Raw genomic sequence first — 26,583 nt, forward strand, 5'->3', positions numbered from 1 at the left:
AATTATTAATAGAATTATTATTTATCCTCTACAGGTTTCGGAGTCGTTGATGTAGGATTCTGATCGGCTGCTGACAAAGCCTGGTTTGCCTGAATTTCAGCTTGAGGAATAGGCCACAATAAAATCGGATCAGTCGGAGCAATATTAAAGATCATATTATCATTCGGGAATCCTGCTCCACGACGGTCAACACCTTTATTCAAACGCATCACGTCAAACCAGTTCAACCCCTCACCCCAAAGTTCAATACGACGTTGCAAGAATACTTCTTCCTGAATATCAGAGTTGCTAACGACATAGCTTTCATTACGATATTTCTTAATAAAATCCTCCAAAGTCTTCTTACCATCTTGTCCGGACATAGCCTCTGCTTCCGCCTTAATCAAATACATCTCTTCAACGCGCATCAAAGGAATATCATTCGCATTAATAGAAGTCTCAAGAACATTATTATAAGGAGCAAATTTCACTTGAGTATATGCTTTATAACCGTAACCTGTTACCATGGCCTGCTGGGAAGCAGATAGATTTTTAGACTTCAAATCTCCTCCGAGCCACCAGCCTTTTCGAACATCGGTATTTGGTATCTGGTTATATAATGATTTACTAATTTGAAGACCACCGGAGAAGTTTGCATATCCAAAATTCAAAGACCCCATGTGAGACGGCCAGTTCACAATACCGGAAGATACAATTTCATCCGTTTCATTGACTATGATACCCCACATCCAGTTCTTTTCGCTAACAGTCCAAAATGCAGGCTTATTGACATCCGTCATTCCAGCCGGACTAATGCCCTCATTGGCAGCAGCCTCTATTGCATTACCTGCTGCAGTAGCTGCCTGCGCATATTCATGCATAGACAAATAAACACGAGCCTGTAATCCGTAAGCAACGGCAAGACTGATATAGCGTTTATCCTTTCTTTCTTCGCCTGCACTCTCTGCTTTTTTAAGCAAATCTACAGCAGCAGTCAAGTCTGTTGTAATCTGCGTATATACATCCTGAACAGTAGAGCGAGGGCAACCGTTATCAGCAGCAGCCTCCATATTTTTATCAGTAATCAACGGTACACAAGGTTTACTTTCGTTACCCTTATAGTTGAATTGGAAAAGTTGTGCCAATACCCAATATGAGAAAGCACGTGCTCCTAATCCTTGTGATAAAAAGTATTGCTCCGTTGCATCCGATGTAGCAGGATCAATCTCTTTAGCTACATTGTTGGCTGCATAAATAATGGCATACATATCGTTCCATATAATCTGGCAGCTGAGCGATGTCTGGGAACGGTCGGTATAACTAAGCTCATCCCCCATCCAGTTGTATCCGTTATCATCAGTCACTACGTCATTACCGTTCGCATCAGTAAACAACATTACACTGGGGTAACCAAAGTCGTTATGACGTTCAAGCTGTAACGCACCTTTATTCGGTGTCATCAAACTAAATTGTGCAAAAATCGCATTAACACGTGCCTCTACCTTGGTAGGGTCTATCTTCCCAATCTCATCTTTCTGATTCGAAGTTACGATATTGCCTTCCGGCAATGTATCCATGTCTTCGCAACCTGTGAAAGCCAAAGAAGATAATAAAAGAGAAGCAAAAATATATTTTGTTTTCATATTAAGTTCTTGATTTGTAGTTCAATTAAAATGTAAGACTAATACCTCCCGAAATCGTACGAATAGGAGTATAAAGTGCTGTTGTAGCCGAAATATAGCTCTGACGCGGGTCAAGACCTTTACGTGCAGAGATCAAAGCAACATTATCAGCAGTGAAGTATACACGTACTTTGTCAGGCATGACTTTCTTCACCAGTTGTTGCGGCAGAGTATATCCTACAGTAATATTGTTGATACTCAAATAGTCAGAGCTTGTCAACCAACGGGTTGATGCAGAATTGGTATATTTATCACTCGCATTCAGACGAGGGATATTGGAAGTCGGATTCTCCGGTGTCCAGGCGTTGTATATGTCTTTATGCCAGTTCCATCCTGCACTGCTTGAAGCACCTCCGTGCATCAGACGTCTGTAACCGGTATCATAGATTTTACCGCCCAACTGATAAGACAACTGAATAGAAGCGTCGAATCCGTAAGCTTCAAATGTTGTACCCAAACCACCGTAGACAGTAGGCATCATATCATCAGTAGCCACTTTATAATTTTCAGCTGTTGAATATTCCGAGGTTTTAATTGCATTGCCATTATCATCCTTTGCCCAGTACAAGGCTTCTCCGGTTTTTTCATCCACGCCTGCGTAATCTACCAGATACATACGATACATAGATTCTCCCTCTTCATAGATACGGTCACTATCAATCAGTTTTCCGTTCAAGTCAGGATGCAGTTTATTAATCTTATTCTTAACGAATGTTGCGTTCAGGTTCACACTCCAATTAAATTTCTTATTGGCCATGATCTGATAATTCAAATCAATTTCAACACCAGAGTTTGTCATAGAACCAACATTCATCGGAACTGCTGTATATCCCAAGCTACCGGCTGTCGGTCTATTGTAAAGCATATCTTTTGATTTGCGGCCAAAATATTCAATACTACCATTCAACTTATTGTTGAACAGACCAAAATCGGCACCGATATTGTATGAAGTAGAAGTTTCCCAAGTAATATCCGGGTTACCTTTATATAATAATGTACCATCGGCAAATGTACCATTAGCACCAGTCATCTTATATTGATCCAACCAAGGATAGTAGTTCTTTTCCAAAAGAACGCCCGGGTAAAGAATATCATCATTACCTTGCTGACCGAAAGAGGCTTTAAATTTCAACATATTCACCCATGTAATATCTTCCATGAAGCTTTCACGAGTCAACATCCATGCCACACTTGCAGACCAGAAGTTACCCCAACGATTCTCCGGAGCAAAACGAGAAGAAGCATCACGACGATAAGAAACGTTTCCAAAATAGGTATCATTATATGAATAGTTCACACGACCAAAGAAACCTTTTGTTGAGTACAAGTCCTTTTTGCCACCTATCGTGAATTTATCAATCACATTACCCAAATAGAAGCTTTCCGGATTATACAGATTCTGTCCACTACCTTCCAACAGTGTATATTCATAGGAATAACCATCATAACCGGCTGTTACATCGAAGTGATGTACATCTTTAAGTGCAAATTGATAATTTGCAACATACTGCTGGTCAAATCCATAAGTACGAATAGCAGCCTGATAAGCAGTACCACCATAAGAAGCAGACTGTCCCATATATGCATTACCCATTTCATTTTGACGGGTATTGTCGATATTCAAACCGTAGCGTGCAGATATTGTCAAACCTGTGATAGGAGTTATCTCTGCAAACCAGTTAGCGTTTATTACGTCACTCAAATATTCTCTCTTATTATAAATCAAGTCACCGGAAGGGTTAGCGATTGACATGAAAGAACGAGAGAAGTTTGTACTCTGTCCGTCTCCATAGTCATACACTTTACGTCCGTTGTTCAATAGAATCTGCTTGTCAGCACCACGAACATACAAAGGATAGATAGGTGCCATATTGTTTGCTATATAGAAGGCGTTTCCTGAAGAAGCGGTAGCATTTGCATCCTGATCTCCCGGGTAGCGACTCTCTGTATTGACATAACTAACATTAGCTCCAATTTTCAACCAGCTATACAGCTTATAATCTCCTTTAAAACGACCATTAAGACGTTTGAAACCTGAACCGGAAATGACTCCCTGGTCATCCAAGTATCCGAAAGCGAAATAATAAGTTCCTTTATCACTACCACCGGATGCACTCAGATTATATTCCTGACGAAGATTATTCTGGAAAGTTTCATCTGCCCAATTATCCGGAGTATAGTAATATTGACCGTCAGAGTAACCCAAAGTAGCATTCGGATTCAGTTTACCATTGGAACCAACCAATAACTCACCCGGAGCCGTTGTATATACCTGATATCCCAAACCACCGGAAGCTTCGGACGGAAGAATCTTATTTGCTCTGATATTAGCATCTTCAGGAGAGTATCCCAAGCTTATCTGAGAATTATAAATTGACTGATAGGCAGTTTCAATATAATTTTTCGGGCTAGTCATTACATCATATGTCTTAATTGCCCGTGAGTTAGCACCCCATTTAGCATCGAAGTTAATACGAGCTTTACCGGAGGTACCTCTTTTAGTAGTAATCATAATGATACCATTGGCACCACGAGCACCATACAATGCAGTAGAAGCAGCATCTTTTAATACTGTCATCGTTTCAATATCAGCAGAGTTTATGGAAGACAAATCTCCATCATAGGGAACTCCATCCACTACATATAAAGGTTCCATACCTGCATTGATTGACCCAACACCACGGATACGAACTTTGGCAGACTCGCCCGGCTGACCATTATCACTCAAAATCTGTACACCGGCTACTGCACCAGCTAACGCATTAGATACATTGGAAACCTGACGCTTTTCAATCTTATCAGCTTTCATCACGGAAGCAGATCCGGTAAAAGTTCCTTTGGTAGAAGTACCGTAAGCTGTAACAATCACCTCATCAAGCACCTCTGTATCAGATTTTAAGACGATTTTCAGTTTAGGTTTAATAGCCACTTCTTGTGTTTGCATTCCGATATACGAAATCTGCAAAGTCTTTGCAGAACTAAATACAACTATAATATGTTGATTACTAACAATATATATGATGTTTGCTTTCCTTCGGAAATAAATTTTTGTTGTAGTTATTATGCAGATTATCAATATATTAAGCACCTACCAAACATATTAATTTACTGATTTATGATACCAGATTTCTATCAAAAATAGGGCATAACCATCTATTAATTAATTATTTAAGTTCTTATCTTATATGATATAAGCTAAAACTTATTTCCATCTTAACTGTTGAAGATGGTTTTCTTGTTCTAAATTATATCCAATAATTATTGACTATAATAATATATTCATTAGCAAACGGTAATCTAAGAAAAAGAAAAACTCCAGATGAAAAAATGCATATTTTATTACTGTATATTTTAAAATATGCAGGGGTGGATTCAAATATCCTCCAAAATCGCAGAGAATATGATTGATGAATATTTATATTGGATGGTTATATGCTTTTTCTGTATCAAAGAGATTGTGTAATTACATCTAATTATGCAAAAAGAGGTATTTATCATTTATCTGATGCTAAAATGAAAGAACCCCAAATGCCGGATTTTAATAGCTATTAGAGGCTGTCAAGTTTATAAATTAGCTTTTAATCCTTTCCTTTTAAAGAAAGCAAGGGCTTCTCTACGACCAATGACTCGTTCCTTTTAAAGGAACGTTTTATTCCTTTAAATGGGACGAGTGATAATATTCGTAATTATGATGTATCTTTAGATTATATATATGCGTTTTCGGAACTTATATTGCATATTCTTTCATTTAATTATACACACTGTTCTTCTATTAGAGAAAATTATACCTTCCATTTCTATAACCAAATCTTAAAAACAGAACACTTTTGTTTAGTTTTTGTGCTTATTATTATTTTTTTGATGAGGCAGTTTTCTCAAGATCACGCACCACTGTAATATCCATTATATTCGCATATACCTGCGTGGTCTTTACACTTTTATGTCCTAACAGTTTTTGTACAGTAGTTATATTGGCACCATTATATAATAATAAGGTAGCATTTGTATGACGGGCGGTGTGAAACGATACACGTTTATCAATTTTAGCCAAGCCTGCCAATATGTTTAATTCCTTATTAATATTAGAATTGTCTTTCAACTTGAAAAAACTATTGAGGTCATCTTTATAGCGTTGCAATATCTGGATTCCTTTACCCTCAAATAATAAATATAAAGGAAGGCGTACCTCCATACCTGTTTTGACAGATTTGTATATTATCCAAGTCTCCTGATGGAACTCAACAATATTTGCAGAGGTCAGATTAGTGAAATCAGAATATCGTAATCCAGCATAACAGCAAAATAAAAAAGCATCTTTTGTTTTTTGCAGTCTCGTATATCTTCCAGTCAGCTGCAAATTCTCAAATTTGTGTAACTCTTCCGGAGCTAAGTGTGTATGGCTTCCTTCTATACTTTTAATTTTATATTTTCTAAAGGCATACTTCTGTATATCCATATACTCCTTATTTATTGCAACATTAATATATCGTTTCAGATGCTTCATGTGCTTGGCAATAGTATTAAGGTGATAACCTTTAGATTGCAGATAATTATCAAATGAAGACACAAACTCAAATGTCAAATCGGTAAATAATACCTCTTTCTTGAACTCCTGAAGTAATTCAAGCGTGGAAAGGTGATTTTGACGGGTACTTTCTTTCAAAGAAGAATTGGCTATCTCCTCTTTAAAAAAAGTCAAAAACGACCTTCCATTGCTTAGAGGTTTATCAATAGAATTTTTTAATAAATCTAACCATATGGACTTTCCCTGTTGCCATAGTCCAAGTTCTGTTTGCTCAATAGCTGCTATATTTTCATATAACATACGATTCAAAACATTCGCATTAGGATGATTCTTCACCATTTTTCGTTTGGCATCCCACTGTTCCGGTTTGAGATATATTTTGGTGGAGAAATACATCTTTTTCCTGTTCAGATAGGCTTCTACCTGAACTAATGCCATTCCTCTTTTATTCAATCTCTTCTTTCTGTTAAACACAAGGTTGTAACTGATCTTTTCCATACTTTCATTTTTTAATTAATAATAGAACAAATTAGACGTAATTCTGTGCTATATCAGAGGCGAATAAGCATTAATATCTCTAAAAAATAAATCTTCAAATCACTTGGTATTCACAAAACTTTAAATTAAATGCCACTTTTTTATTCGCTTTTTCACGAAAAAAGCAAAAAGAATGGCTTTTAAAGGTGTTTTATGACTAAAAACGAGTAAAAGAAATATTAAAAGAGGCATTTTGCTTATGCAAAGTGTCAATTGCTGTTTTAGCAATCAAAGCTTTTGGTTGAAAAAAATATGCTTATCGGCATAAATACAGCTTGTAAAATAACAAAATGTTATATTTGCAACCTTTTTTTATTAATATAATTGCTAGTTTCAGTTTTATTAATATATTTGCAAATTGTTAGAGTAAAGATACAAATAATGTAAAGTTAAACTTTAAGAGAGAATTTATGAAAAGAAAATTAATGCTGTTATTGGCATGCCTTTTTGTGGGCATAGGCCTAGTAACTGCCCAGACTCAAAAGGTCACAGGCGTTGTGATTTCTGAAGAAGACGGGCAGCCAGTTGTTGGCGCTTCTGTGTTGGTAAAAGGTACCACTCTGGGTACAATCACAGATGTAGATGGTAATTTTAATTTGTCGAATGTACCAAGTTCTGCAAAGACTTTGCAGATTTCGTACATCGGTATGCAGACGCAGGAAGTGGCGATAAAGCTCAATTTGCGAGTGGTTCTCAAATCTGATGCACAGCTAATAGATGAGGTTGTGGTAACCGGATATGGGGTAACTAAAAAAGCGGCATTTACGGGATCTGCCCAAACGGTGGATAATAAGGACTTGATGAAAAAAACAGATGCAAACTTTATGAAGTCTTTGGAAGGATCAGTAGCTGGTTTACAAGTAAATAGCTTGACTGGACAACCTGGTGCATATGCTTCTACTACTATTCGTGGGGTTGGTTCAATGAACTCTGGAACTGAACCTTTATACGTAATTGATGGTATTGCCATTTACACAGACAAAATGGGGGCTTATAACAAAGCCGGGACAGGGGATATGGCGGCAAGTCCGATGGCTAATATCAATCCTAACGACATTGAGTCCATCACAGTTTTGAAAGATGCTACAGCTACAGCTATTTATGGAGCTCGTGCAGCGAATGGAGTAATTGTAGTTACTACTAAAAAAGGTAGTCTGGGAAAAGCGCGTTTTAATGTGAATACAAAAGTCGGAACTAGTTTTGTAGGTAAGATAGATCATAATTATCGTACGACAAATCTGGATAAATACAAAGAGATCTGGACCGAAGGACTAACAAATGCAGGATATGACGGTGAGGATGGCATGACTTCTGCTGAATGGCTGAATGCCTATGTTATGGATTGGTATAATGTGGACTTGACGCAAAATATCAAGAGTGTGGATTGGCTGAAGGAGATTCTGCAAAATGGTTTTTCACAAGAATATGATATCAGTGCTCAAGGTGGGAATGAAAATTTGCGCTATTATATTAGTGGAGGATATTTTCAGAATACAGGTATCGTCATCGGAACTGGAATGAAACGCTATAGCGGACGTATTAGTTTAGATGGAAAAAGCGGACGGATAGGATATGGACTTTCTGTGAATGGAGCACTCTCTGATATAAACAACACTATGACTGAAAGCCAATATACTAATCCTATTGTAGCAGTATATGACATTCGTCCGTTTGAACAGGTGCGCAATGAAGACGGAACATATAATACAAATGTTAATTATAATCCTGTAGCTATTAACGATAAAGAAAAAGGTGATAAACGCAATCAAAAGCAGATTACATTGGTTGTGAATCCATATTTTACTTATAATATTATTGATGGCTTAACATGGAAGACAAATGCAGGATTGAGCTTGATTGACTTGGACGAGTTCTTTTACAGTTCAATTTATAATCCTCAATATTCCGGTAGTGGTATGCTTGGTCAAAGAAACCAAGAAAGAGCAACAACCTTGACCATTACCAATACCGTAAACTTCAACCGCACTTTCAAAGACATGCATCATTTGAATGTGTTGTTGGGACAAGAAGCACAGAAAATATCTTATAGAACAATTTATGCAGCTGCCAGTGGATATCCTAGTGATGCTGTTTTTGAATTGGACAATGCTTCCAAGCCAACAGGGGCGGGATCTTCAACCAAAGCAAGCACTCTTTCTTCATTCTTTATGAATGCAGAATATAACTTGAATGATAAATATTATCTGTCAGGCAGTTTCCGTTATGACGGCTCGTCAAGATTTGGTGTAAACAACAAATGGGCTCCTTTTTGGTCTATAGGAGCAAAATACCGAATTTCTAACGAAAGCTTTATGGAAAATACCAAAAATTGGTTGACAGATTTGACTATCAGAGGTAGTTATGGAACTGTAGGTAATCAGGATATTGGTTATTATGCAGCAATGGGATTGTATAATTATGGATATTCTTATAATGGCAAACCTGGAGCTATTCCTTACCAAATAGCCAATCCGGATCTTAAATGGGAGACTGTTGCGAAAGCCGATATCGGTATCCATGCTGTTTTCTTCGAAAGACTGACACTCGAAGTAGACTATTATAACCAACGGACAAAAGATATGATATTTGATGTACCACTTTCTTACACAACTGGATTCGGATCTATCCTGAAAAATGTAGGTGAGATGGAAAACAAAGGTATAGAATTCTTAATTAACGCTAACGTACTTAGAAATAAAGATTTCAGTTGGGATGTTCGTTTCACTGGTACGGCAAATAAAAATAAAATCATAAAACTTGCTACAGAAAAACCAATTGAGAATACTCTAACTATCAGAAAAGTTGGTGAAGCGTATAATACGTTCTATATGCCGGAATATGCAGGAGTGGATCCTGAAACAGGAGAAGCAATGTGGTATAAAGGACAAGAAGGGGATGAGAAAACAAAAAATGTAAATGAGGCCGGTCAGCGAATTGTAGGTTCTGCCGATCCTAAATTTTATGGTGGCTTTGGAATGAATTTCAAATACAAAGGCTTTGACTTCTCTTTTGATACCAGTTTCACCTTGGGAAATAAAGTATATAACTCCGGATTTGCATTTGATATGCAGGTTGGACATTATTTCTTAGGCCCGGTATCTAACTACGTTTATGACAACCGCTGGCAAAAGCCGGGAGATATAACCGACGTACCCAAATTTGTAGCTGGAGACAACTCGGGAGCAGAAACTAATTCCAGCCGTTTCTTAATGAATGGTTCTTATTTAAGAATGAAATCCATGGTTTTAGGATATACTCTTCCGAAGAACCTTATGAATAAGGTGGCTATTGACAATTTAAGAGTTTATATCTCTGCTGACAATTTGTTCACTATCACTGCTAAAGATTTTATAGGATTTGATCCACAAACCAGATCTACCGGTATGCAGTCTTGGGCATATCCTGTACCTAGAAATATCATGTTCGGTCTTAATCTTAGCTTCTAAAAAAATAACTTTAGAAATTTATGACAATGAAGAAAATATTATTTGCTTTATTAACCGGTTGGATGGCAATTTCATTCACCGCATGCGATGACTTCTTGACAGAAACGCCATCAACTTCTGTTCCGACAGAAGAAGCCTTGGTTACTCCCCAAGATTTTCAGAATGCTCTAAATGGTGTATATTACACATTAGGTTCATATCGTTTTCTGGGACGTGATGTATTAGCAATTGGAGATGCGCCAACGGATATCACTTCACATTCCGTTGCAACGTCTCATTTCTATGACATCTTCCGCTATCAAATACTGGATACTAATTCATACATAGAAGAAATATGGGCATACGGATATTGGGCTATCGACCGTTGTGCACGTATCATTAAAGAAGGCGCTTCATTTAAAGAAGTAACAAAGGGGGATCTGTCAGAAGTGGAAGGATGCATCGCTCAAGCCTATGCAATTAAAGCCCTCTGCTCTTTCTATTTGACTAACATGTTTGGTTTGCCATATTCGGAAGCCAACAAAACGACATTAGGTATCGTAAACGTTACTGAACCCGTCCCTGCCTATTCACAGGTGTCAAGAGTCAGTGTAGAACAAAATTATAGCCTGATTCTTGATGATATAACGAAAGCTAAAGAATATTATGCTAAAGAAGGTGTTGAAAATGTAGGTAAACAGTATATGAATACGGCTGCAGTTGCTGCACTTGAAGCTCGCGTAAAACTCTATATGAAAAATTACGAAGGGGCTATTACAGCGGCTCAAGAGGCAATAACCCTAAGTGGTGGTACAGTTGTATCAACCAAAGAAGACTATAAGAATATGTATACGACATTGGCTGTTTCGACAGAAGACATTTTCTTTATAGCAAAAGCCGAAGATGATTATTTGTCCGCTAATGCTCTGAATACTTTATGGAATAAATACGGTTTGTCTATTAACAGCGCAACAGTAGCAGAATATTCACCTAATGATATTCGGCTGGCGCTTCTTGGCGGTACGTGGACTGGTGGAAAAATGCGTGGTATCACAACCAATAATCAGATTTCTAATTTGCCAGTTTTCAGACTGCCTGAAATGTATTTAATACAGGCAGAAGCATATGCAAAACAGTCAACTCCTAATTATGGAAAAGCTAAAGAAAAGCTATTGGAAGTAGCTGCCAAAAGAAATCCGGATTTGGATGACAATGAAATAGCAGAGGATCAAACGGTTATTGATGCCATTGATAAAGAAAGAAAATTAGAACTGGTTCAAGAAGGACATCGCTTCTTTGATGCAAGAAGATTAGGCAAAATTATTAGTGTAGCAGATGGATCGTACACTAATTTCAACATCGCAAAATTTGTGTACCCAATACCTTCTTTTGAAGTCAATTCAGGTTTTGGAGTTATACAAACAGAGGGATGGAGTAATAATTTACCTCGATAAAACATTTTTTAATATTGCCTCCATATAAGGATAAATTTTAAATAAATAGATGAGACCTGCAATTTCGATTAATTCTAAAATTGCAGGTCTTATTATTTATAAATATATACATAAATAGTTTTACGTAAGAAACAATAATTCGCTTGCAAAATTTCAATGAATGTCATATTTATCTTGACTAATAATCAACATTTGAATATTAGTCAGAATTAGTTTGTTGCAATTTTCTTCATATAGTATTCCCTTACTAAATAAATATCACGTTTATTATCAGATAATTACGTCCATTTTGGGTAGAGATTAAGTATTACATATATAGACTGACAATAATAACGAATTTATTTAATTATCTAATAATTAAGCATATATGTATCATTAATTAAGAAAAGAAAAAGCTCTCCACGCCTAAATATTAGATATTACATCATTGATAATCAATAATATACAAAATATTTAGTTCTGCAAAGACTTTGCAGATTTCGTATATCGGAATGCAAACACAAGAAGTCGTTATTAAGCCAAATTTGAGAGTTGTATTAAAGGCTGACGCCCAAAAGCTAGACGAAGTAGTAGTTACCGCTATGGGTATTTCACGTGAGAAGAAAGCATTGGGATATGCCGTACAAGACGTCAAATCGGATGCGTTGACACGTGCTGCTAATACAGATTTAGCGGGAGCCTTACAAGGAAAAGTATCAGGTATTGACATCACCCCATCATCAGGTATGCCGGGTGCTTCTTCAAAGATCACGATTCGCGGTTCTCGTTCTTTCACTGGAGACAATACTCCATTGTATGTAATTGATGGTATGCCTATCGCTTCTACCGCAGATGTGAGTACTTCTCTTACCGATGGAGCGTATGGAACGGACTATGCTAACCGTGCTGTCGACATTGACCCTAATGATATAGAAAGTATCAATATATTAAAGGGACAAGCCGCTTCTGCTTTGTATGGTATGAGAGCTTCCAATGGTGTTATCGTTATCACCACCAAAAGTGGTAAAGGAGCAGATAAAGGAAAACCGACTATTACTTTCAGTACTAACCTTTCCTTTGATAAGATTTCAACTCTTCCGGAACTGCAACAAGAATATGCACAAGGTTCAGGCGGTACTTTCGATCCGTCATCTCCTTTCGCATGGGGTCCTAAGATTTCCGAATTAGCTAACGACCCTACCTACGGAGGAAATACAGACAACAGTTACACCAGCCAATATGGTAAACAGTCCGGAAAATACTATGTTCCTCAACTTGCAGCTGCCGGCATGAATCCGTGGGCTACTCCACAAGCATATAACAACATGAAGGACTTTTTTGAAACAGGTGTATCTTGGAGCAATAACGTCAATGTAGCCCAGAGATTCGACAAAGGTAACTACTCCTTTTCTTTGGGTAACACCACCAGTAATGGTATCGTTCCATCAACCGGTATGGATAGATATAACGTGAAAATGTCCGCCGAAGCACAACTCCATCCTAACTGGACTACCGGATTTAATGGAAACTTTGTGACTTCAAAAATCTCCAAACAGTCTACAGCCAACACCAGTGTGGTTGCTACGATCTATAATGCACCCGTCAGCTATAATATGGCCGGTATTCCTTCTCACATAGAAGGCGACCCTTACACACAAAATACATATCGAGACAGCTGGATCGACGATGCATATTGGGCAGTTGAGAATAACCAGTTCTCTGAACGTTCACAACGTTTCTTCGGAAATGCTTTCGTGAAATACACCACTAAATTTGGAACTGACAACCACAAACTGGATATTAAATACCAGATTGGTGATGACGCTTATACTACCAATTATTCTGAAATCTACGGATATGGAAGTACTTGGGCGCCTACAGGTGAAGATTCAGAATACCATTACACCGTTAATGAGCTAAATTCACTGTTAACTGCTGCCTATACATGGAACATTAACGAAGAATGGACGTTGGACGCTTTGATTGGTAATGAGTTTGTTGATAAAAAGACAAAATATGAATATGCATATAGCATGAACTTCAATTTCCCGGGCTGGAATCATCTGAATAATGCTTCTGTATTCTCTAATGAGAGCCTATACAACAAGAAACGAACTGTTGGTAATTTCGCAAACTTGTCAGTAGCATGGAAAAACATGCTTTATCTAAGCGGAAGTATACGTAATGATATCGTTTCAAGTATGCCACGTGACAATCGTTCTTTCACTTATCCTTCGGTGTCATTGGGATTCATTTTCACAGAACTGGCTCCCCTGAAGAATAACATATTAACCTTCGGTAAGATACGTGCTTCTTATGCGGAAGTTGGTATGGCTGGTGATTACACTCAAAGCTATTACTATACTCCATCTTATGGTGGTGGTTTTTATATGGGAAATCCGATTGTTTATCCAATTAATGGAGCAATGGCTTATATTCCATATTATAAGGTGTATGACCCTAACTTAAAACCACAAAATACAAAATCTTACGAGTTGGGAGCTGATCTTACTTTCTTAAACGGACTGGTTACTTTGAATTACACCTATTCACGTCAGAATGTAAAAGATCAGATATTCGAAGTTCCTTTGGCAGGTTCGACTGGTGCCTCAAGTATGATTATGAACGGAGGTAAGATTCATACAAACACTCATGAATTGACATTGGGCATATCTCCGGTAGATACCAAAAACTTCAAGCTTGACTTTGCTTTCAACTTCTCCAAAATCGACAATTACGTAGACGAATTGGCTCCAGGAGTAGAAAGTATTATGCTAGGAGGATTTGTAACTCCACAGGTACGTGCCGGGATTGGTGACAAATTCCCTGTAATTTATGGAAAAAGCTACATGCGTAATGACGAAGGAAAGATTGTAGTAGACCAGAACGGACTTCCTATGCAGGGAGAAGATGCGGTGATTGGAACTGTATCTCCTGATTTCCGTTTAGGTTTCAATACAAACATTGAATTATACAAGTTCCGCATTTCCGCAGTATTCGACTGGAAACAAGGTGGACAAATGTATAGTGGTACCGCAGGTGAAATGAACTATTACGGTGTAAGCAAGCTATCAGGTGATATGCGTAAAAACGAATTCATTGTAGAAAACGCTGTTAAAGAAACAGGAAAAGATGCGGATGGTAATTCAATCTATGCCCCCAATGATATAAAAGTAACAGATGCTCAAGCATATTTCACCAGAAGAAGATCAATTGACGAATCTTACATTTATGATAATTCTTATATCAAATTGCGTGAATTATCTGTAAGTTATCCGGTTTTCTCAAAGAAATGGCTGAATGTGAACGTTAATGTTTTTGCCCGCAACATTTTGGTTTGGTCTGAAATGAAAGGTTTCGATCCGGAAGCTTCACAAGGTAATGACAACATGGGAGGTGCATTCGAACGTTTCTCTCTTCCGGGAACAGCCAGCTATGGTTTTGGATTTAATGTAAAATTCTAATTAGCTAAAAAGAAAGATGAAAACATATAATATAATTAAAGGTATTTTTGCCGCTACTGTTTTATCAGTTGTTTTTTCCGGATGCTCGGAAGATGCAATGGATAGAATCAACAAGGACCACGGCCATACGCAAAGCGTAGCCGCAAGATTCATTCTGACAGATGTGATAACCTCTACTGCATTTTCCAATGCAGGAGGTGATTTCAATACTTATCTATCTGCTTACATTGAATATGAAGTAGGTGTTGACAACCAATTGTATTATGCAGAAACCAGAGAGAGCGAACCGACCTCATCTTCCACTTTCAACAATACATGGAATGGTCTGTATTCAACATTGAAATCCGCCCGTATCATTATCAATCAATGCAGCGAGGGAGGCATAGACCATGGGAATTATGTAACCAAGGGTATGGCTGAAGTGTTGGCTGCTTATAATTGCGCATTGATAGCCGATATGTTTGGAGATGCTCCATGTAGTCAGGCTGCATTAATTGACGAAAACGGTTCTCCTGTTTACCTAACTCCTAAAATGGATAAGCAAGAAGAAATCTATACCCAAGCAATGCAATATCTGGATGATGCCATTGCAGACTTACAGAAAGAAGATCTGATAGACCCGGAAGCTCAAGATTTGCTGTACCAGGGTGATGCTGAAAAATGGCTTAAGTTAGCATATGGTCTGAAAGCACGCTACACGATGCATCTTCTTAAAAGATCTGCCAACAAAGACACGGATATGGAGAAGGTGTTGGAATATGTAAATAACTCTTTCGAAAGCGCAGAAGAACAAGCAGCATTCGACGTATATGACGCTAATAACATAAATCCGCTTTATGGTTTCTTTGTGGCACGTGCCGGATTAGGTGCAAGCGAAAGCATGAGAAGCAAACTGGCAGAATACAATGACCCACGTCTGTCCAGAGCTTTCATCACTAAACAGGGTACCTCCGGAAAAGAACAAGCTCCGGGAACCGCAGACAACGCCGTATATGCGCCTAACGGTACACCAGAACAAGGCACTTCCAAATATGGAACTTCTTTATTTATGTATTCTATATCAGCACCAACACTGTTGTTGAGTTATCATGAATTAAAATTCCTGGAAGCAGAAGCTCTGTGCAGATTGGAACGTGATGCTAAAAGTGCATTAAAAGATGCAGTAGTGGCTGGACTGTTAAATGCGGAAAACAGCTTTACTATTTCAAGAAAAGAGTTGGGCAAAACACTCATCAATGCAGCAAGCAGTATTACGGAAGCTGAAGCCGAAAGTTACTTTGACAATACGATAGAGGCCAAATATACAGCTGAACCTTTGAAAACAACAATGACTCAAAAATACTTCGCATTATGGGGAGCTTCAGGTGAAGCGACAGAATCTTACAATGATGTTCGCAGAATGAAAGGACTAGGCGAAAACTTTATTGAGCTAAAAAATCCAAACTCTTTCCCATTACGTTGTCCTTATGGCAATAGCGACACAACAACGAATGCCGAAGTGAAAGCAGCATACGGAAACGGACAATATGTGTATAGTGAAAATGTTTGGTGGGCAGGCGGAAGCAGATAATCCATTGACTTGAATCATATAAATGAGACTGAATTCTCCAGGGGAAAGGTGGGAATTCAGTCTCATTTCTTTATATTATAATAATAAAAGCCTTTATTATTTATACAAAAATCCCACTCTCCCCCTTTCTTATTTCATGTAATTTCATAGAGCATACTCTTTTCATTCATCCTGCCGACCAACACATTTTCTCTATAAAAGTAATTCAAAATAAAAAATGTTCCTTATATTTGCCAATGGTTTACGGGTTTATTTACATATACTTTTTAAATATAAAGAGTATTTATTTTCGTCTATAAACAAAGTAGCTTTTGAATGATAACTCTTTAAACTTCCTCTGAAAAGGATTGAAGACACTAAATATATGGATCATTTTTTAGAGAAAATAGACACACACACTTTATCACTCCTACAACAAGGTGACGAAAAGGCTTTCGACACTATTTTCTGGAAATATAATCCCCGTGTATTTCATTTTATTCATTCCCTTCTATATGATAAAATACTAGCAGAGGACCTCACTCAAAATGTATTTCTGAAGATCTGGGAAAGACATCAGGATATCAAACCGGAAGAAGGCTTTGAAGCGTATCTTTTCACAATAGCACGCAACATGGTATATAAGGAAACAGAAAAACGGCTACTTTCGGAACGTTTTCTGGATTCAATCAAACAAACTGATGCCGACAAGCACTTTGAAATAGATGTTGACACCGACTCCCTACAAGAATATATAGACGAGCTGGTAGAACAGCTACCCTCTTCCCGGAAGAAAATCTACCTCATGAGCAAGAAACAACATCTGACAAATAAAGAAATAGCCGCCCAACTATCTTTGTCAGAAAAAACAGTTGAAACGCAATTATATCGTGCCCTTCATTTCTTACGTTCTAAATTAGCCAATGAAATTGTAGCTTTGGCTCTATTTTTTCTTTCTTCTAATTTTAAATAGTGTTAAATACAGAGTAAAATCTTTGCACCCTGTAAGGATTCTTGGCTCCATGGAGATATACATAATAAAAGCCCATGGAGAAGAATACGAATATATTATTATTAGAATGTTTTATGCGGGGAGAAACCTCTCCGGATGAAGAACAAATACTATCTGACTGGCTCCACAGTCAGGAAGCAAAAGAGCAGTTATCCAACTATTATCAGGAAACCTGGAAAGGCTCTAATAACAAGCTCATTGCCGAAGTACAAGGACGTATGTTTGAACGGGTCAAAAGTCAAATGCATAATGCCGTACAAGAGTTGAATAGACGAAAGCAGAAACGGACAATGCGAATCAGGCGTTTATTTCAGTATGCAGCAGTCATTCTTTTAATCATAACAGCAGGAATAGGAGGTCATTTATATACAGTTTCTCAAACAGAACCCACAGTAACGGATAAGAGCTATCTTGTCCAAACAGGAAAAGGACAACGGGCAAATATTACCTTACCGGACGGTACAGTCGTTTGGCTAAATTCATATACTCAACTGCATTACAATGCGAATTACGGAGCCACTCAACGAGTGGTGTCATTGATAGGCGAAGCATATTTCGAAGTAGCTAAGGATAAGGAGAAACCATTTATTGTAGAAACGGCAGGAATGAATGTAGAAGCTTTGGGAACTACTTTTAATGTAAAAGCCTACCGGGAAGATTCTCAAATCATCGCAACACTTTTCTCCGGTTCGGTCCGTGTTTCTTCCGATAGAGATAATGTTATTCTTTCTCCTGACGAAAATGCCACATTCGAACGAAGATCGGGCAAACTGGCAATACATAAACCGGACAATTCATCGTATGCCAAAATGTGGCGAAATAACGATCTTGTATTTAATGGAGAAACACTGGAAGAAATTGCCGTACTGCTTAACAGAATGTATAATGTGCAAATAGCATTTAAATCCGAACGTATCAAGCAATATTGCTTCTCGGGAGTGATCTGCAACAATAGCCTTGATAATGTAATCGAACTGATTAGCCTAACCTCTCCCATCACTTATGAAACTCGTGGAGATACCATAATACTAGGCAATAGGTAACCCAATATATTCCTAATTATTAACCTTTAAAATTCAATGCGTATGAAATAGTTCCAGTAGAACATAAAAAAGATAGCCTGACAAGGTCAGGACTATCTCCTTTAAGCTTAAATCGGACCTTGGAAACTCACTCTGATACTGACAACTGGCGGAAGGCAGTGTCAGAGGGTATATACACCCGATTTTCAGCTTGTAAAGTTACATCTTTTTTATTGTTTAATGATTAATTTCCTATAAAATGAGTAACATCAAGCATCTCTTTTCTCGAATATTATATATTATTATATTTTTATCAAGTAGTCTAAGTGTCATGGGGCAGATCACTCTCACCATGAAAGACAAACCTCTGAAGAAGGTGATAAAACAGATAGAAAAAGTAAGTGAATATCGTTTCTTCTATAATGAAGAGTTGGCTAATCTCAATAAGCCAGTCTCTCTCGAAGCACAGAATAGCAGTATAGAAAAGGTTTTAAAGGACCTTTCTTCGCAGGCTCCATTCAGTTATCTGATTAAGCCTAATTTCCAGATTGTATTATCTGACGACCTGCCTTCACAACAGACAAAATTACAGAGCATAACAGGGCGTGTAGTAGACACTGCGGACAATCCTATAATTGGTGCAAACGTGTTAGTGAAAGGAACTACCAATGGGGTCATCACTGATATTGACGGTAACTTCTCCTTAGAAAAAGTTCCGGTACAATCACAACTGCAAGTATCTTATATCGGATATGAGACTAAGGAACTGGCCGTAGTTTCCGGAAAGACAAATGTCAAAATCATAATGGCAGAAAACACTAAATTATTAAATGAAGTCGTAGTGACTGGCTTTGGCCTTGCTCAAAAGAAGGCTACCCTGACAGGAGCTATTGCCTCCGTAGGAGCTGATGATATAAGCAGATCTTCAGCGGTAAACACTTCCGGAGCACTGGTCGGAAAGGTAGCCGGATTGAACTACAGATCTGCAGACAGTCGCCCGGGAAATGCCACTACCCTGCAAATCCGTAATATGGGAACACCTTTATTTGTGATTGACGGCGTGCAGTCCGATGAAGGTCAGTTCAACAACATTGATTTTAATGACATCGAATCCATTTCTATTTTGAAAGATGCCTCTGCTTCCATTTATGGTGTACGGGCTGCAAACGGGGTCATTGTTGTAACAACCAAGAAAGGAAAGAAAAACACCAAGAGCACTGTGACGTTAAATACTTATTATGGCTGGCAACATGTATCACGCTTACCGGAACCGGCAGACGCCGTAACGTATGTAGAGAATTACATACAGTCTGAAACAATTCAGGGAAAAACGTCCCGTTTATATAGTAAAGAAGATCTGGAGAAATGGCGTCAAGGTACAGAAAAAGGCTATGTGCCATTTAACTGGTATGATTACATCTGGGTGACTTCTCCGCAATATTATGTCAATGCCAATGTTTCCGGAGGTTCGGACAAGATCAATTATTATTTCAGTGTCGGACACATGAATCAGGAATCTGCCATTCGAAATTATGGCGGTATGAAACGATACAACGTACAAATGAATGTCGAAGCACAGGTCACTGATAAATTCAAAATCGGCATGAACATGAACGGACGTATCAAACAGCTGAAAAATCCGGGTGTACCGGGAACTGACGACTATTCAAACCCGACAGCAGCTACCTACCACAATCTACCGACTGTCCGTCCGTTTGCCAATGACAATCCTAACTATCCGGCATCAGTAGGCTCTGACAATGGCTTAAACTTCGGATTATTGAATTTTGAGAAAAGCGGAACCTTTGAAGACACTTGGCGAATGGCCCAATTAAACCTGAACGCAGAGTATGAAATTATCAAAGGACTTAAAGCCAAAGCTTTGTTCGGATATTATTTTGCAAGCGAATTACTTAACAATCAAGAATATACCTATCGTGTCTATAGATATGACGAAGCAACGGACGAATATGTAGATGTAGGTGGGCGTGCCAGTGCCTGGAGGGAAAGGACGAATGCTTATGTGGAAGAGTTGACTTCAAACATTCAACTGGCTTATGAAAAAGCATTCGGAGCACATTCCATCAATGCGGTAATTGGTTTCGAAGCAATAAAAAGAGACACTCCAAAGTCTTGGCTCCATGCCATCCCGGCTTCCAACTCATTGCATCTGATCTATTATGATACGATTGACAAATACGAAGATACTGGCAACAATACGGAAGCACGTTTAGGCTGGCTGGGACGTTTCAACTACAACTACGCCAACAAATATCTGATAGACTTCTCTGCACGCTATGACGGTTCATGGAAATTCCCGCCCAATCATCGCTGGGGGTTCTTCCCTTCCGCCTCATTAGGCTGGAGAATATCAGAAGAAAACTTCTGGAAGGAATCAAAAATAGCTTCTATTTTCAGCGATTTAAAGATACGGGGATCTTATGGATTGGTAGGAGATGACAACGTTGACGGCTACAGTGCTTTCGACTACATGACAGGTTACGATTACAAACAGGGAGGAGGAGTAATCGACGGTTCCTATATCATTGGTACTACCCCGCGAAACCTACCTGTTACCACGCTCTCATGGGCAAAGGCTAAAATTCTGGACATTGGTCTCGACGTTGCTTTCCTGAATAACCGTTTATCAGGAAGCGTAGATTTCTTCAGACGTATCAAAACCGGTATTCCGGCTTCCCGTGACGACGTATTACTTCCGGAAGAAGTGGGCTTTGAGCGTCCCAAGGAAAATCTCAATTCCAATGTTCATACCGGATATGATTTGCTTGCACGTTGGAGTGATAAGGTCAATGACTTTCACTATTCTATCAGTGCCAATTTCACCTATTCCCGTTTCTACAACTGGGAGCAGTATAATCCTAAGTTCAGTAATTCATGGGATGAATATCGTAATTCTACATGGCACCGTTTCGGGAATGTCAACTGGGCATACGAGGCAGATGGCCAGTTCCAAAGTTGGGAAGAGATTGCGTCGTGGCCGATTGACAATGACCAGAAAGGAAATACGACATTACGCCCGGGTGATATCAAATACGTCGACCAAAATGGGGATGGCATAATCAACGATATGGACAAACGCCCCATCGGATACAAAGAAGACTCCACACCCGTTCTGAACTTCGGTTTTAACCTTGCATTCGCATGGAAAGGCTTCGATTTAGCATTGGATTTCTCCGGTGCGGGAATGTCTACCTGGAATCCGTCATTAATCCAAAAGATTCCATTTAACAATAATGGAAACAACCCGGCTTACTACATGGAAGATACATGGAGACTATCTGATATCTTTGATGCAAACAGTGAAATGATTCCTGGCAAATACCCGACATTATTAATCGGAAACAATGCCAATAACCATAGTAATTATTGGGATAGCTCTTTCTGGAAGTACAATGTCCGTTATTTAAAACTGCGTAATCTGGAATTTGGTTACACCTTCCCCAAAGAGTGGCTGCAAAAATGCAGAATTAACAGTCTAAGGTTATATCTTGCCGGACAGAACCTGTTTACACTCACCAATGTACCTATCGATCCGGAAGTTTCAGCCGGTAACGGAACAGCTTACCCGAGTATGCGAATTATCAATCTGGGTTTAACACTTAAATTCTAAAAGCAATGAAATATATAAAAGGATACCTGTTATTGGGTTTAACTTTGATATTAGGATCTTGTTCTGATTTTTTAGATCGTGATCCCGATCAGATATTGACAAATGACCAGATCTTCAGCGATGCTAAAATGATAAACTCCGTATTGGCCGGTTTTTATGGAGATACAGAGAATTGGGGACAAAGTTTTGCCACTCCCGCCAGCTTTACTAAAGTGGACGACGGTTGCGTGACTGATGGTGCCCGTGATAACATGCAGGAATACAGTGACAATCAATGGCGAGTTTATCCATATAAATATATTCGTAATTTAAATCAGTTCCTGGCGGGATTAAGAGCTACAACCGTACTTGAATCTACAGAGAAATTGCGATATGAAGGCGAAATTCGCTTCTTACGCGCCTGGGCATATTTTAGTATGTGCAGAGGTTTAGGCGGTGTACCTATTGTGAATGATAACGTATACGAATATGAGGCAGGGATGGATGTTTCAGGTTTGGCTGTTCCCCGTTCCAAAGAATCAGAAGTCTACGATTATATCATCAATGAATGTGCCACTATCGCAGATTACCTGCCTACAAAGCCCACCACCAATGCCGCCCGTGCCACACGTTGGGCTGCCCTGATGTTAAAGGCACGTGCTGCCGTTTATGCAGGATCATTGGCCAACTACAATAATAAGATGGTTGCTCCTATACGCACAGAAGGAAATGAAGTCGGTATTCCGGCGGAAATGGCTACCCCATATTACGAAACAGCATTGGAAGCAGCCAAAGAAGTGATAACTCAAGCTTCTGCCTATTATAACCTGGACATAACGGTTCGTAATGATCTGGGACAGAATTTTTATAATGCAGTCTGTGTCAAAGAGAATAATCATGAAGTGATCTGGGCCAAAGATTATGCATATCCAGGAGCCACCCATGGATTCACACAAAAGAATATTCCCGCTTCTCTAGCAGAAGATCAGGAACGTTGTTATTCCGGCGCAGTATTAAATCTGGTAGAAGCATTTGAATACAAAGACAACCGCGACGGCACAATCAAAGTTAAGGATGAATCCGGAAATTACATTATGTACAGTCGGCCGGAAGATGCCTTTGCCAATAAAGATGCCCGGTTGTGGGGAACCGTACTTTATCCGGGAGCCAAATTCAGAGGTAGTGAAGTAGTGTTGCAAGCCGGTCAGAAAGTGCCCGACGGAAACGGAAATTGGAAAGAAATCATAGGTAAAGCCGATTCTTACGATGACAATAACCGCCTGATAACTTCTATCAACGGACCAATGGAATCAAATGAAATCCGTATAAACAAAACAGGTTTCTTCTTCCGCAAATTCCTGGACGAAACCATCGGTGCTTCTACCAATTCGAAGATGAGTACCATGTGGTATCCTCGTTTCCGTATTTCTGAAGCATATATGATAGCTTGTGAGGCTGCTTATGAGCTCAATAAAACCGGAGAAGATAATCCGTTGAACTACATCAATCCTGTTCGTACACGCGCCGGCATCAGCGAACTGGAATCAATTACATTTGAAGATATTGTCCGCGAATATCGGGTGGAATTTGCATTGGAAGATCATCGTTACTGGGATCTGAAACGCTGGCGCCTAGCTCACGAAATCTGGGATGGTAATTCGGAAAATCCGGATGCACAGCTCTACGAACTATTCCCTTATCAGGTTAATGATCCGGGTAGCGCCAATGACAAGATGTGGGTATTCGACAAAAAGAAAGCCTACATGGTTCCTTACCCCCGCTATTTCCAGATGAAGAACTATTATAACTTCTTCGATAACAGCTGGCTCAACAAGAACCCGTTATTAGTGAAAAATCCCTATCAGTAAAACATAAAACTGTAAAACAATGAAAAAAATAAGAACTATATTTTCTTTGCTTTCACTTTCCCTGCTTGCCATAAGTTGCGGTTTAGACAATTACGACGAACCCGAATCATTTATGGAAGGGAAAATCACGTATGAGGGAAAACAACTCGGTTTGAAAGGTACAAACGGAGGTATTCAACTACAATTGTATCAGGATGGTTATGCCAACCATGATCCTATCACCGTGTATGCCACACAGGACGGAACTTTCTCTGCAGTACTTTTCGATGGTCCGTACAAACTGGTAACTAAAGACAAAAACGGTCCCTGGGTGAATAACCGCGATACCATATATGTGGAAGTAAAAGGAAAAACACAATGTGAAGTAAAAGTCACCCCTTATTTTACAATATCAGACGAAAATATCACATTGGATAACAACATCGTATCCGGCACGTGCAATATACAGCAAATAGTACAGGATGCAAAGATAAGCCAGGCAATGCTGCTCGTCAGCAAAACAACTTTTGTTGACGAGAACACGAATATAGCCCGGCAAAATTTATCCAATATAAATCCCGGAGTAACAAATATTTCGCTGGATATTACGAGTAACCAGAATGTACAGTCAGCCAAAGCCCTATTCGCCCGCATCGGTGTAAAAGCGAACGGAGCGGACCAAGCTGTCTATTCAGAAATTTTCAGACTGAAATAATTCATCTAAGAAATAATTTGTCAGTATATTTATTAAATAAATATACTGACAAAAAAAAATAAAACAAAATTATATGACAAACAAAAACATGTTATTAATGGGAACTGCATCCTTACTGTCCCTATATACAGCAGCCCAGAATGCCCCAAAACCCAACATTGTCTTAATCATGGTGGACGATATGGGATATTCCGATCTAGGGTGCTACGGAGGAGAAATTCCTACGCCCAATTTGGATAATCTGGCAAAAAAAGGAGTACGCTTTACCCATTTCTGCAACACAGGACGCTCCTGCCCTTCCCGTGCCAGTCTACTGACCGGACTTTATCCCCAACAGGCAGGTATCGGAATGATGTCCGAAGATCCTCACTCTGCCGAAGATCACGGAGTGCATGGATATATGGGATATTTGAACCGTAATTCAGTCACCATAGCAGAAGTGCTGAAAGAAGCCGGTTATCACACCTATATGTCGGGAAAATGGCATGTCGGTATGCACGGACAGGAGAAATGGCCGTTGCAACGTGGCTTCGATCATTTTTATGGTATCTTATCGGGAGCTTGCAGTTATCTGCAACCTCATGGAGATCGCAATCTGACTTTAGACAATCAACAGTTACCCCCACCGGAACAACCTTATTACACTACTGACGCATTTACTGATTATGCGATTAAATTTGTCGATGAACGCCCCAAGGATGACAATCCGTTCTTCCTTTACCTGGCATACAATGCTCCCCATTGGCCGTTACATGCTAAACAGGAGGATATAGACAAATTTGTAGGCAAATATCGGAAAGGTTGGCAGAAAGTACGTGAGGCCCGTTTAAAACGTATGATTAAAATGGGATTGGTGGACAAAAAATGGGATCTTGCTCAATGGGAGGGTCGCCAATGGTCCGAACTGACCGAAGATGAACAAATAGAACTGGATAGAAGAATGTCAGTATATGCGGCACAAGTTCATTGTATGGATTATAATGTGGGACGGTTAATAAAGTATCTGGAAGAAAAAGGGGAACTGAATAACACCTTACTTATTTTCTTGTCGGATAATGGTGCATGTGCCGAACCTCATCGTGAGAAAGGTTTCGGCACCATCGATATGATTAACAATCCGGATGAATGGGTCAACCCGTCTTATGGTCTGCCATGGGCACAGGTTAGCAATACCCCATACCGTAAGTATAAAGTAAGAGCGTATGAAGGCGGGACCTCCACTCCATTGATTATTTCCTGGCCCGACAAGTATGCAAAATACAATGGCGAGATAAGACACAACAGAGCTTTCCTGCCTGACATCATGGCAACCTTCATCGATGCAGCGGAAACGACCTATCCGAAGACTTATCATGGAGGAAATGAGATCATTCCTTTGGAAGGCGCAAGCATGCTACCGATACTAACCAATACAGACACCGAATTGCACGAATATATTTTTGGTGAACACTTTGACAACTGTGTAGTATGGTGGAAAAACTGGAAAGCCGTTAAAGACCAGAACTCTAAAGTATGGGAACTTTTCAACTTGGAGAAAGACCGTACAGAACGGGTTGATTTGTCCAGAGAAAACCCCAAGATTCTAAAACAACTGGTAGACGAATGGAACAAATGGGCAAATACACATTATGTATATCCCAAAGGAAAATAGCCACAGAAAGGTCACATAAAGACATGCTAAATGTCTAAAAACCATATCTTAAAGCACTTGCCTCTGCTACAAATCTTTTTGTAACAGGGGCAAGTTTCATTATAGGGACTCTCCGTCCCCCATATTCTTATT

13 protein-coding genes are annotated in these 26,583 nt (G+C 39.1%); 10 read left to right on the top strand and 3 right to left on the bottom strand.

The window, feature by feature from the left end; genetic code table 11:
* Nucleotides 1–17: 17 nt before the first annotated feature.
* The 3 genes from NQ505_RS00535 to NQ505_RS00545 form a co-directional block, all read right to left on the bottom strand.
* Nucleotides 18–1,622, bottom strand: coding sequence for a RagB/SusD family nutrient uptake outer membrane protein (locus NQ505_RS00535; protein ID WP_008998959.1), 1,605 nt, complete (start codon nt 1,620–1,622; stop codon nt 18–20).
* Between the two features lie 25 nt (nt 1,623–1,647).
* Nucleotides 1,648–4,707: a SusC/RagA family TonB-linked outer membrane protein gene (locus NQ505_RS00540; RefSeq protein ID WP_369748179.1), complete on the bottom strand. Its 3,060-nt coding sequence runs from the start codon at nt 4,705–4,707 to the stop codon at nt 1,648–1,650.
* 804 nt (nt 4,708–5,511) lie between these two features.
* Nucleotides 5,512–6,684, bottom strand: a complete 1,173-nt coding sequence (locus NQ505_RS00545) for a site-specific integrase (RefSeq protein ID WP_008998961.1) — start codon at nt 6,682–6,684, stop codon at nt 5,512–5,514.
* 449 nt (nt 6,685–7,133) lie between these two features.
* Between NQ505_RS00545 and NQ505_RS00550 the strand changes: the two genes are divergently transcribed.
* The 10 genes from NQ505_RS00550 (at nt 7,134) to NQ505_RS00595 (ending at nt 26,451) form a co-directional block, all read left to right on the top strand.
* Complete coding sequence (locus NQ505_RS00550) at nt 7,134–10,169, top strand: SusC/RagA family TonB-linked outer membrane protein (RefSeq protein ID WP_008998962.1); 3,036 nt, start codon at nt 7,134–7,136, stop codon at nt 10,167–10,169.
* Between the two features lie 20 nt (nt 10,170–10,189).
* Nucleotides 10,190–11,602, top strand: a complete 1,413-nt coding sequence (locus tag NQ505_RS00555; protein ID WP_008998963.1) for a RagB/SusD family nutrient uptake outer membrane protein — start codon at nt 10,190–10,192, stop codon at nt 11,600–11,602.
* A 470-nt stretch (nt 11,603–12,072) separates the two neighbouring features.
* Complete coding sequence (locus NQ505_RS00560) at nt 12,073–15,045, top strand: SusC/RagA family TonB-linked outer membrane protein (RefSeq protein ID WP_008998964.1); 2,973 nt, start codon at nt 12,073–12,075, stop codon at nt 15,043–15,045.
* 16 nt (nt 15,046–15,061) lie between these two features.
* The gene (locus NQ505_RS00565; RefSeq protein ID WP_008998965.1) at nt 15,062–16,615 is read left to right on the top strand and encodes a SusD/RagB family nutrient-binding outer membrane lipoprotein; all 1,554 of its coding nucleotides are present in this window, start codon (nt 15,062–15,064) and stop codon (nt 16,613–16,615) included.
* A gap of 364 nt (nt 16,616–16,979) precedes the next feature.
* Nucleotides 16,980–17,567, top strand: coding sequence for an RNA polymerase sigma-70 factor (locus NQ505_RS00570; protein WP_004326269.1), 588 nt, complete (start codon nt 16,980–16,982; stop codon nt 17,565–17,567).
* Between the two features lie 74 nt (nt 17,568–17,641).
* Nucleotides 17,642–18,649: a FecR family protein gene (locus tag NQ505_RS00575; protein WP_004326270.1), complete on the top strand. Its 1,008-nt coding sequence runs from the start codon at nt 17,642–17,644 to the stop codon at nt 18,647–18,649.
* A 238-nt stretch (nt 18,650–18,887) separates the two neighbouring features.
* Nucleotides 18,888–22,259, top strand: coding sequence for a TonB-dependent receptor (locus NQ505_RS00580; RefSeq protein ID WP_008998966.1), 3,372 nt, complete (start codon nt 18,888–18,890; stop codon nt 22,257–22,259).
* Between the two features lie 5 nt (nt 22,260–22,264).
* Entirely contained in the window at nt 22,265–24,106 is a 1,842-nt protein-coding gene (locus NQ505_RS00585) for a RagB/SusD family nutrient uptake outer membrane protein (RefSeq protein WP_008998967.1), read from the top strand.
* Between the two features lie 19 nt (nt 24,107–24,125).
* Complete coding sequence (locus NQ505_RS00590; RefSeq protein ID WP_008998968.1) at nt 24,126–24,800, top strand: DUF3823 domain-containing protein; 675 nt, start codon at nt 24,126–24,128, stop codon at nt 24,798–24,800.
* Nucleotides 24,801–24,873: 73 nt separating this feature from the next.
* Complete coding sequence (locus tag NQ505_RS00595) at nt 24,874–26,451, top strand: arylsulfatase (protein WP_008998969.1); 1,578 nt, start codon at nt 24,874–24,876, stop codon at nt 26,449–26,451.
* Nucleotides 26,452–26,583 lie beyond the last annotated feature (132 nt).

The sequence above is a fragment of the Bacteroides sp. D2 genome (assembly GCF_025147085.1).
GTDB lineage: Bacteria > Bacteroidota > Bacteroidia > Bacteroidales > Bacteroidaceae > Bacteroides.

Bases quoted from the DNA above. Each gene is read 5' to 3' on its own strand.
- NQ505_RS00535 (WP_008998959.1), bottom strand. From the start codon at position 1,622: ATGAAAACAAAATATATTTTTGCTTCTCTTTTATTATCTTCTTTGGCT.
- NQ505_RS00545 (WP_008998961.1), bottom strand. From the start codon at position 6,684: ATGGAAAAGATCAGTTACAACCTTGTGTTTAACAGAAAGAAGAGATTG.
- NQ505_RS00550 (WP_008998962.1), top strand. From the start codon at position 7,134: ATGAAAAGAAAATTAATGCTGTTATTGGCATGCCTTTTTGTGGGCATA.
- NQ505_RS00555 (WP_008998963.1), top strand. From the start codon at position 10,190: ATGACAATGAAGAAAATATTATTTGCTTTATTAACCGGTTGGATGGCA.
- NQ505_RS00565 (WP_008998965.1), top strand. From the start codon at position 15,062: ATGAAAACATATAATATAATTAAAGGTATTTTTGCCGCTACTGTTTTA.
- NQ505_RS00570 (WP_004326269.1), top strand. From the start codon at position 16,980: ATGGATCATTTTTTAGAGAAAATAGACACACACACTTTATCACTCCTA.
- NQ505_RS00575 (WP_004326270.1), top strand. From the start codon at position 17,642: ATGGAGAAGAATACGAATATATTATTATTAGAATGTTTTATGCGGGGA.
- NQ505_RS00580 (WP_008998966.1), top strand. From the start codon at position 18,888: ATGAGTAACATCAAGCATCTCTTTTCTCGAATATTATATATTATTATA.
- NQ505_RS00585 (WP_008998967.1), top strand. From the start codon at position 22,265: ATGAAATATATAAAAGGATACCTGTTATTGGGTTTAACTTTGATATTA.
- NQ505_RS00590 (WP_008998968.1), top strand. From the start codon at position 24,126: ATGAAAAAAATAAGAACTATATTTTCTTTGCTTTCACTTTCCCTGCTT.
- NQ505_RS00595 (WP_008998969.1), top strand. From the start codon at position 24,874: ATGACAAACAAAAACATGTTATTAATGGGAACTGCATCCTTACTGTCC.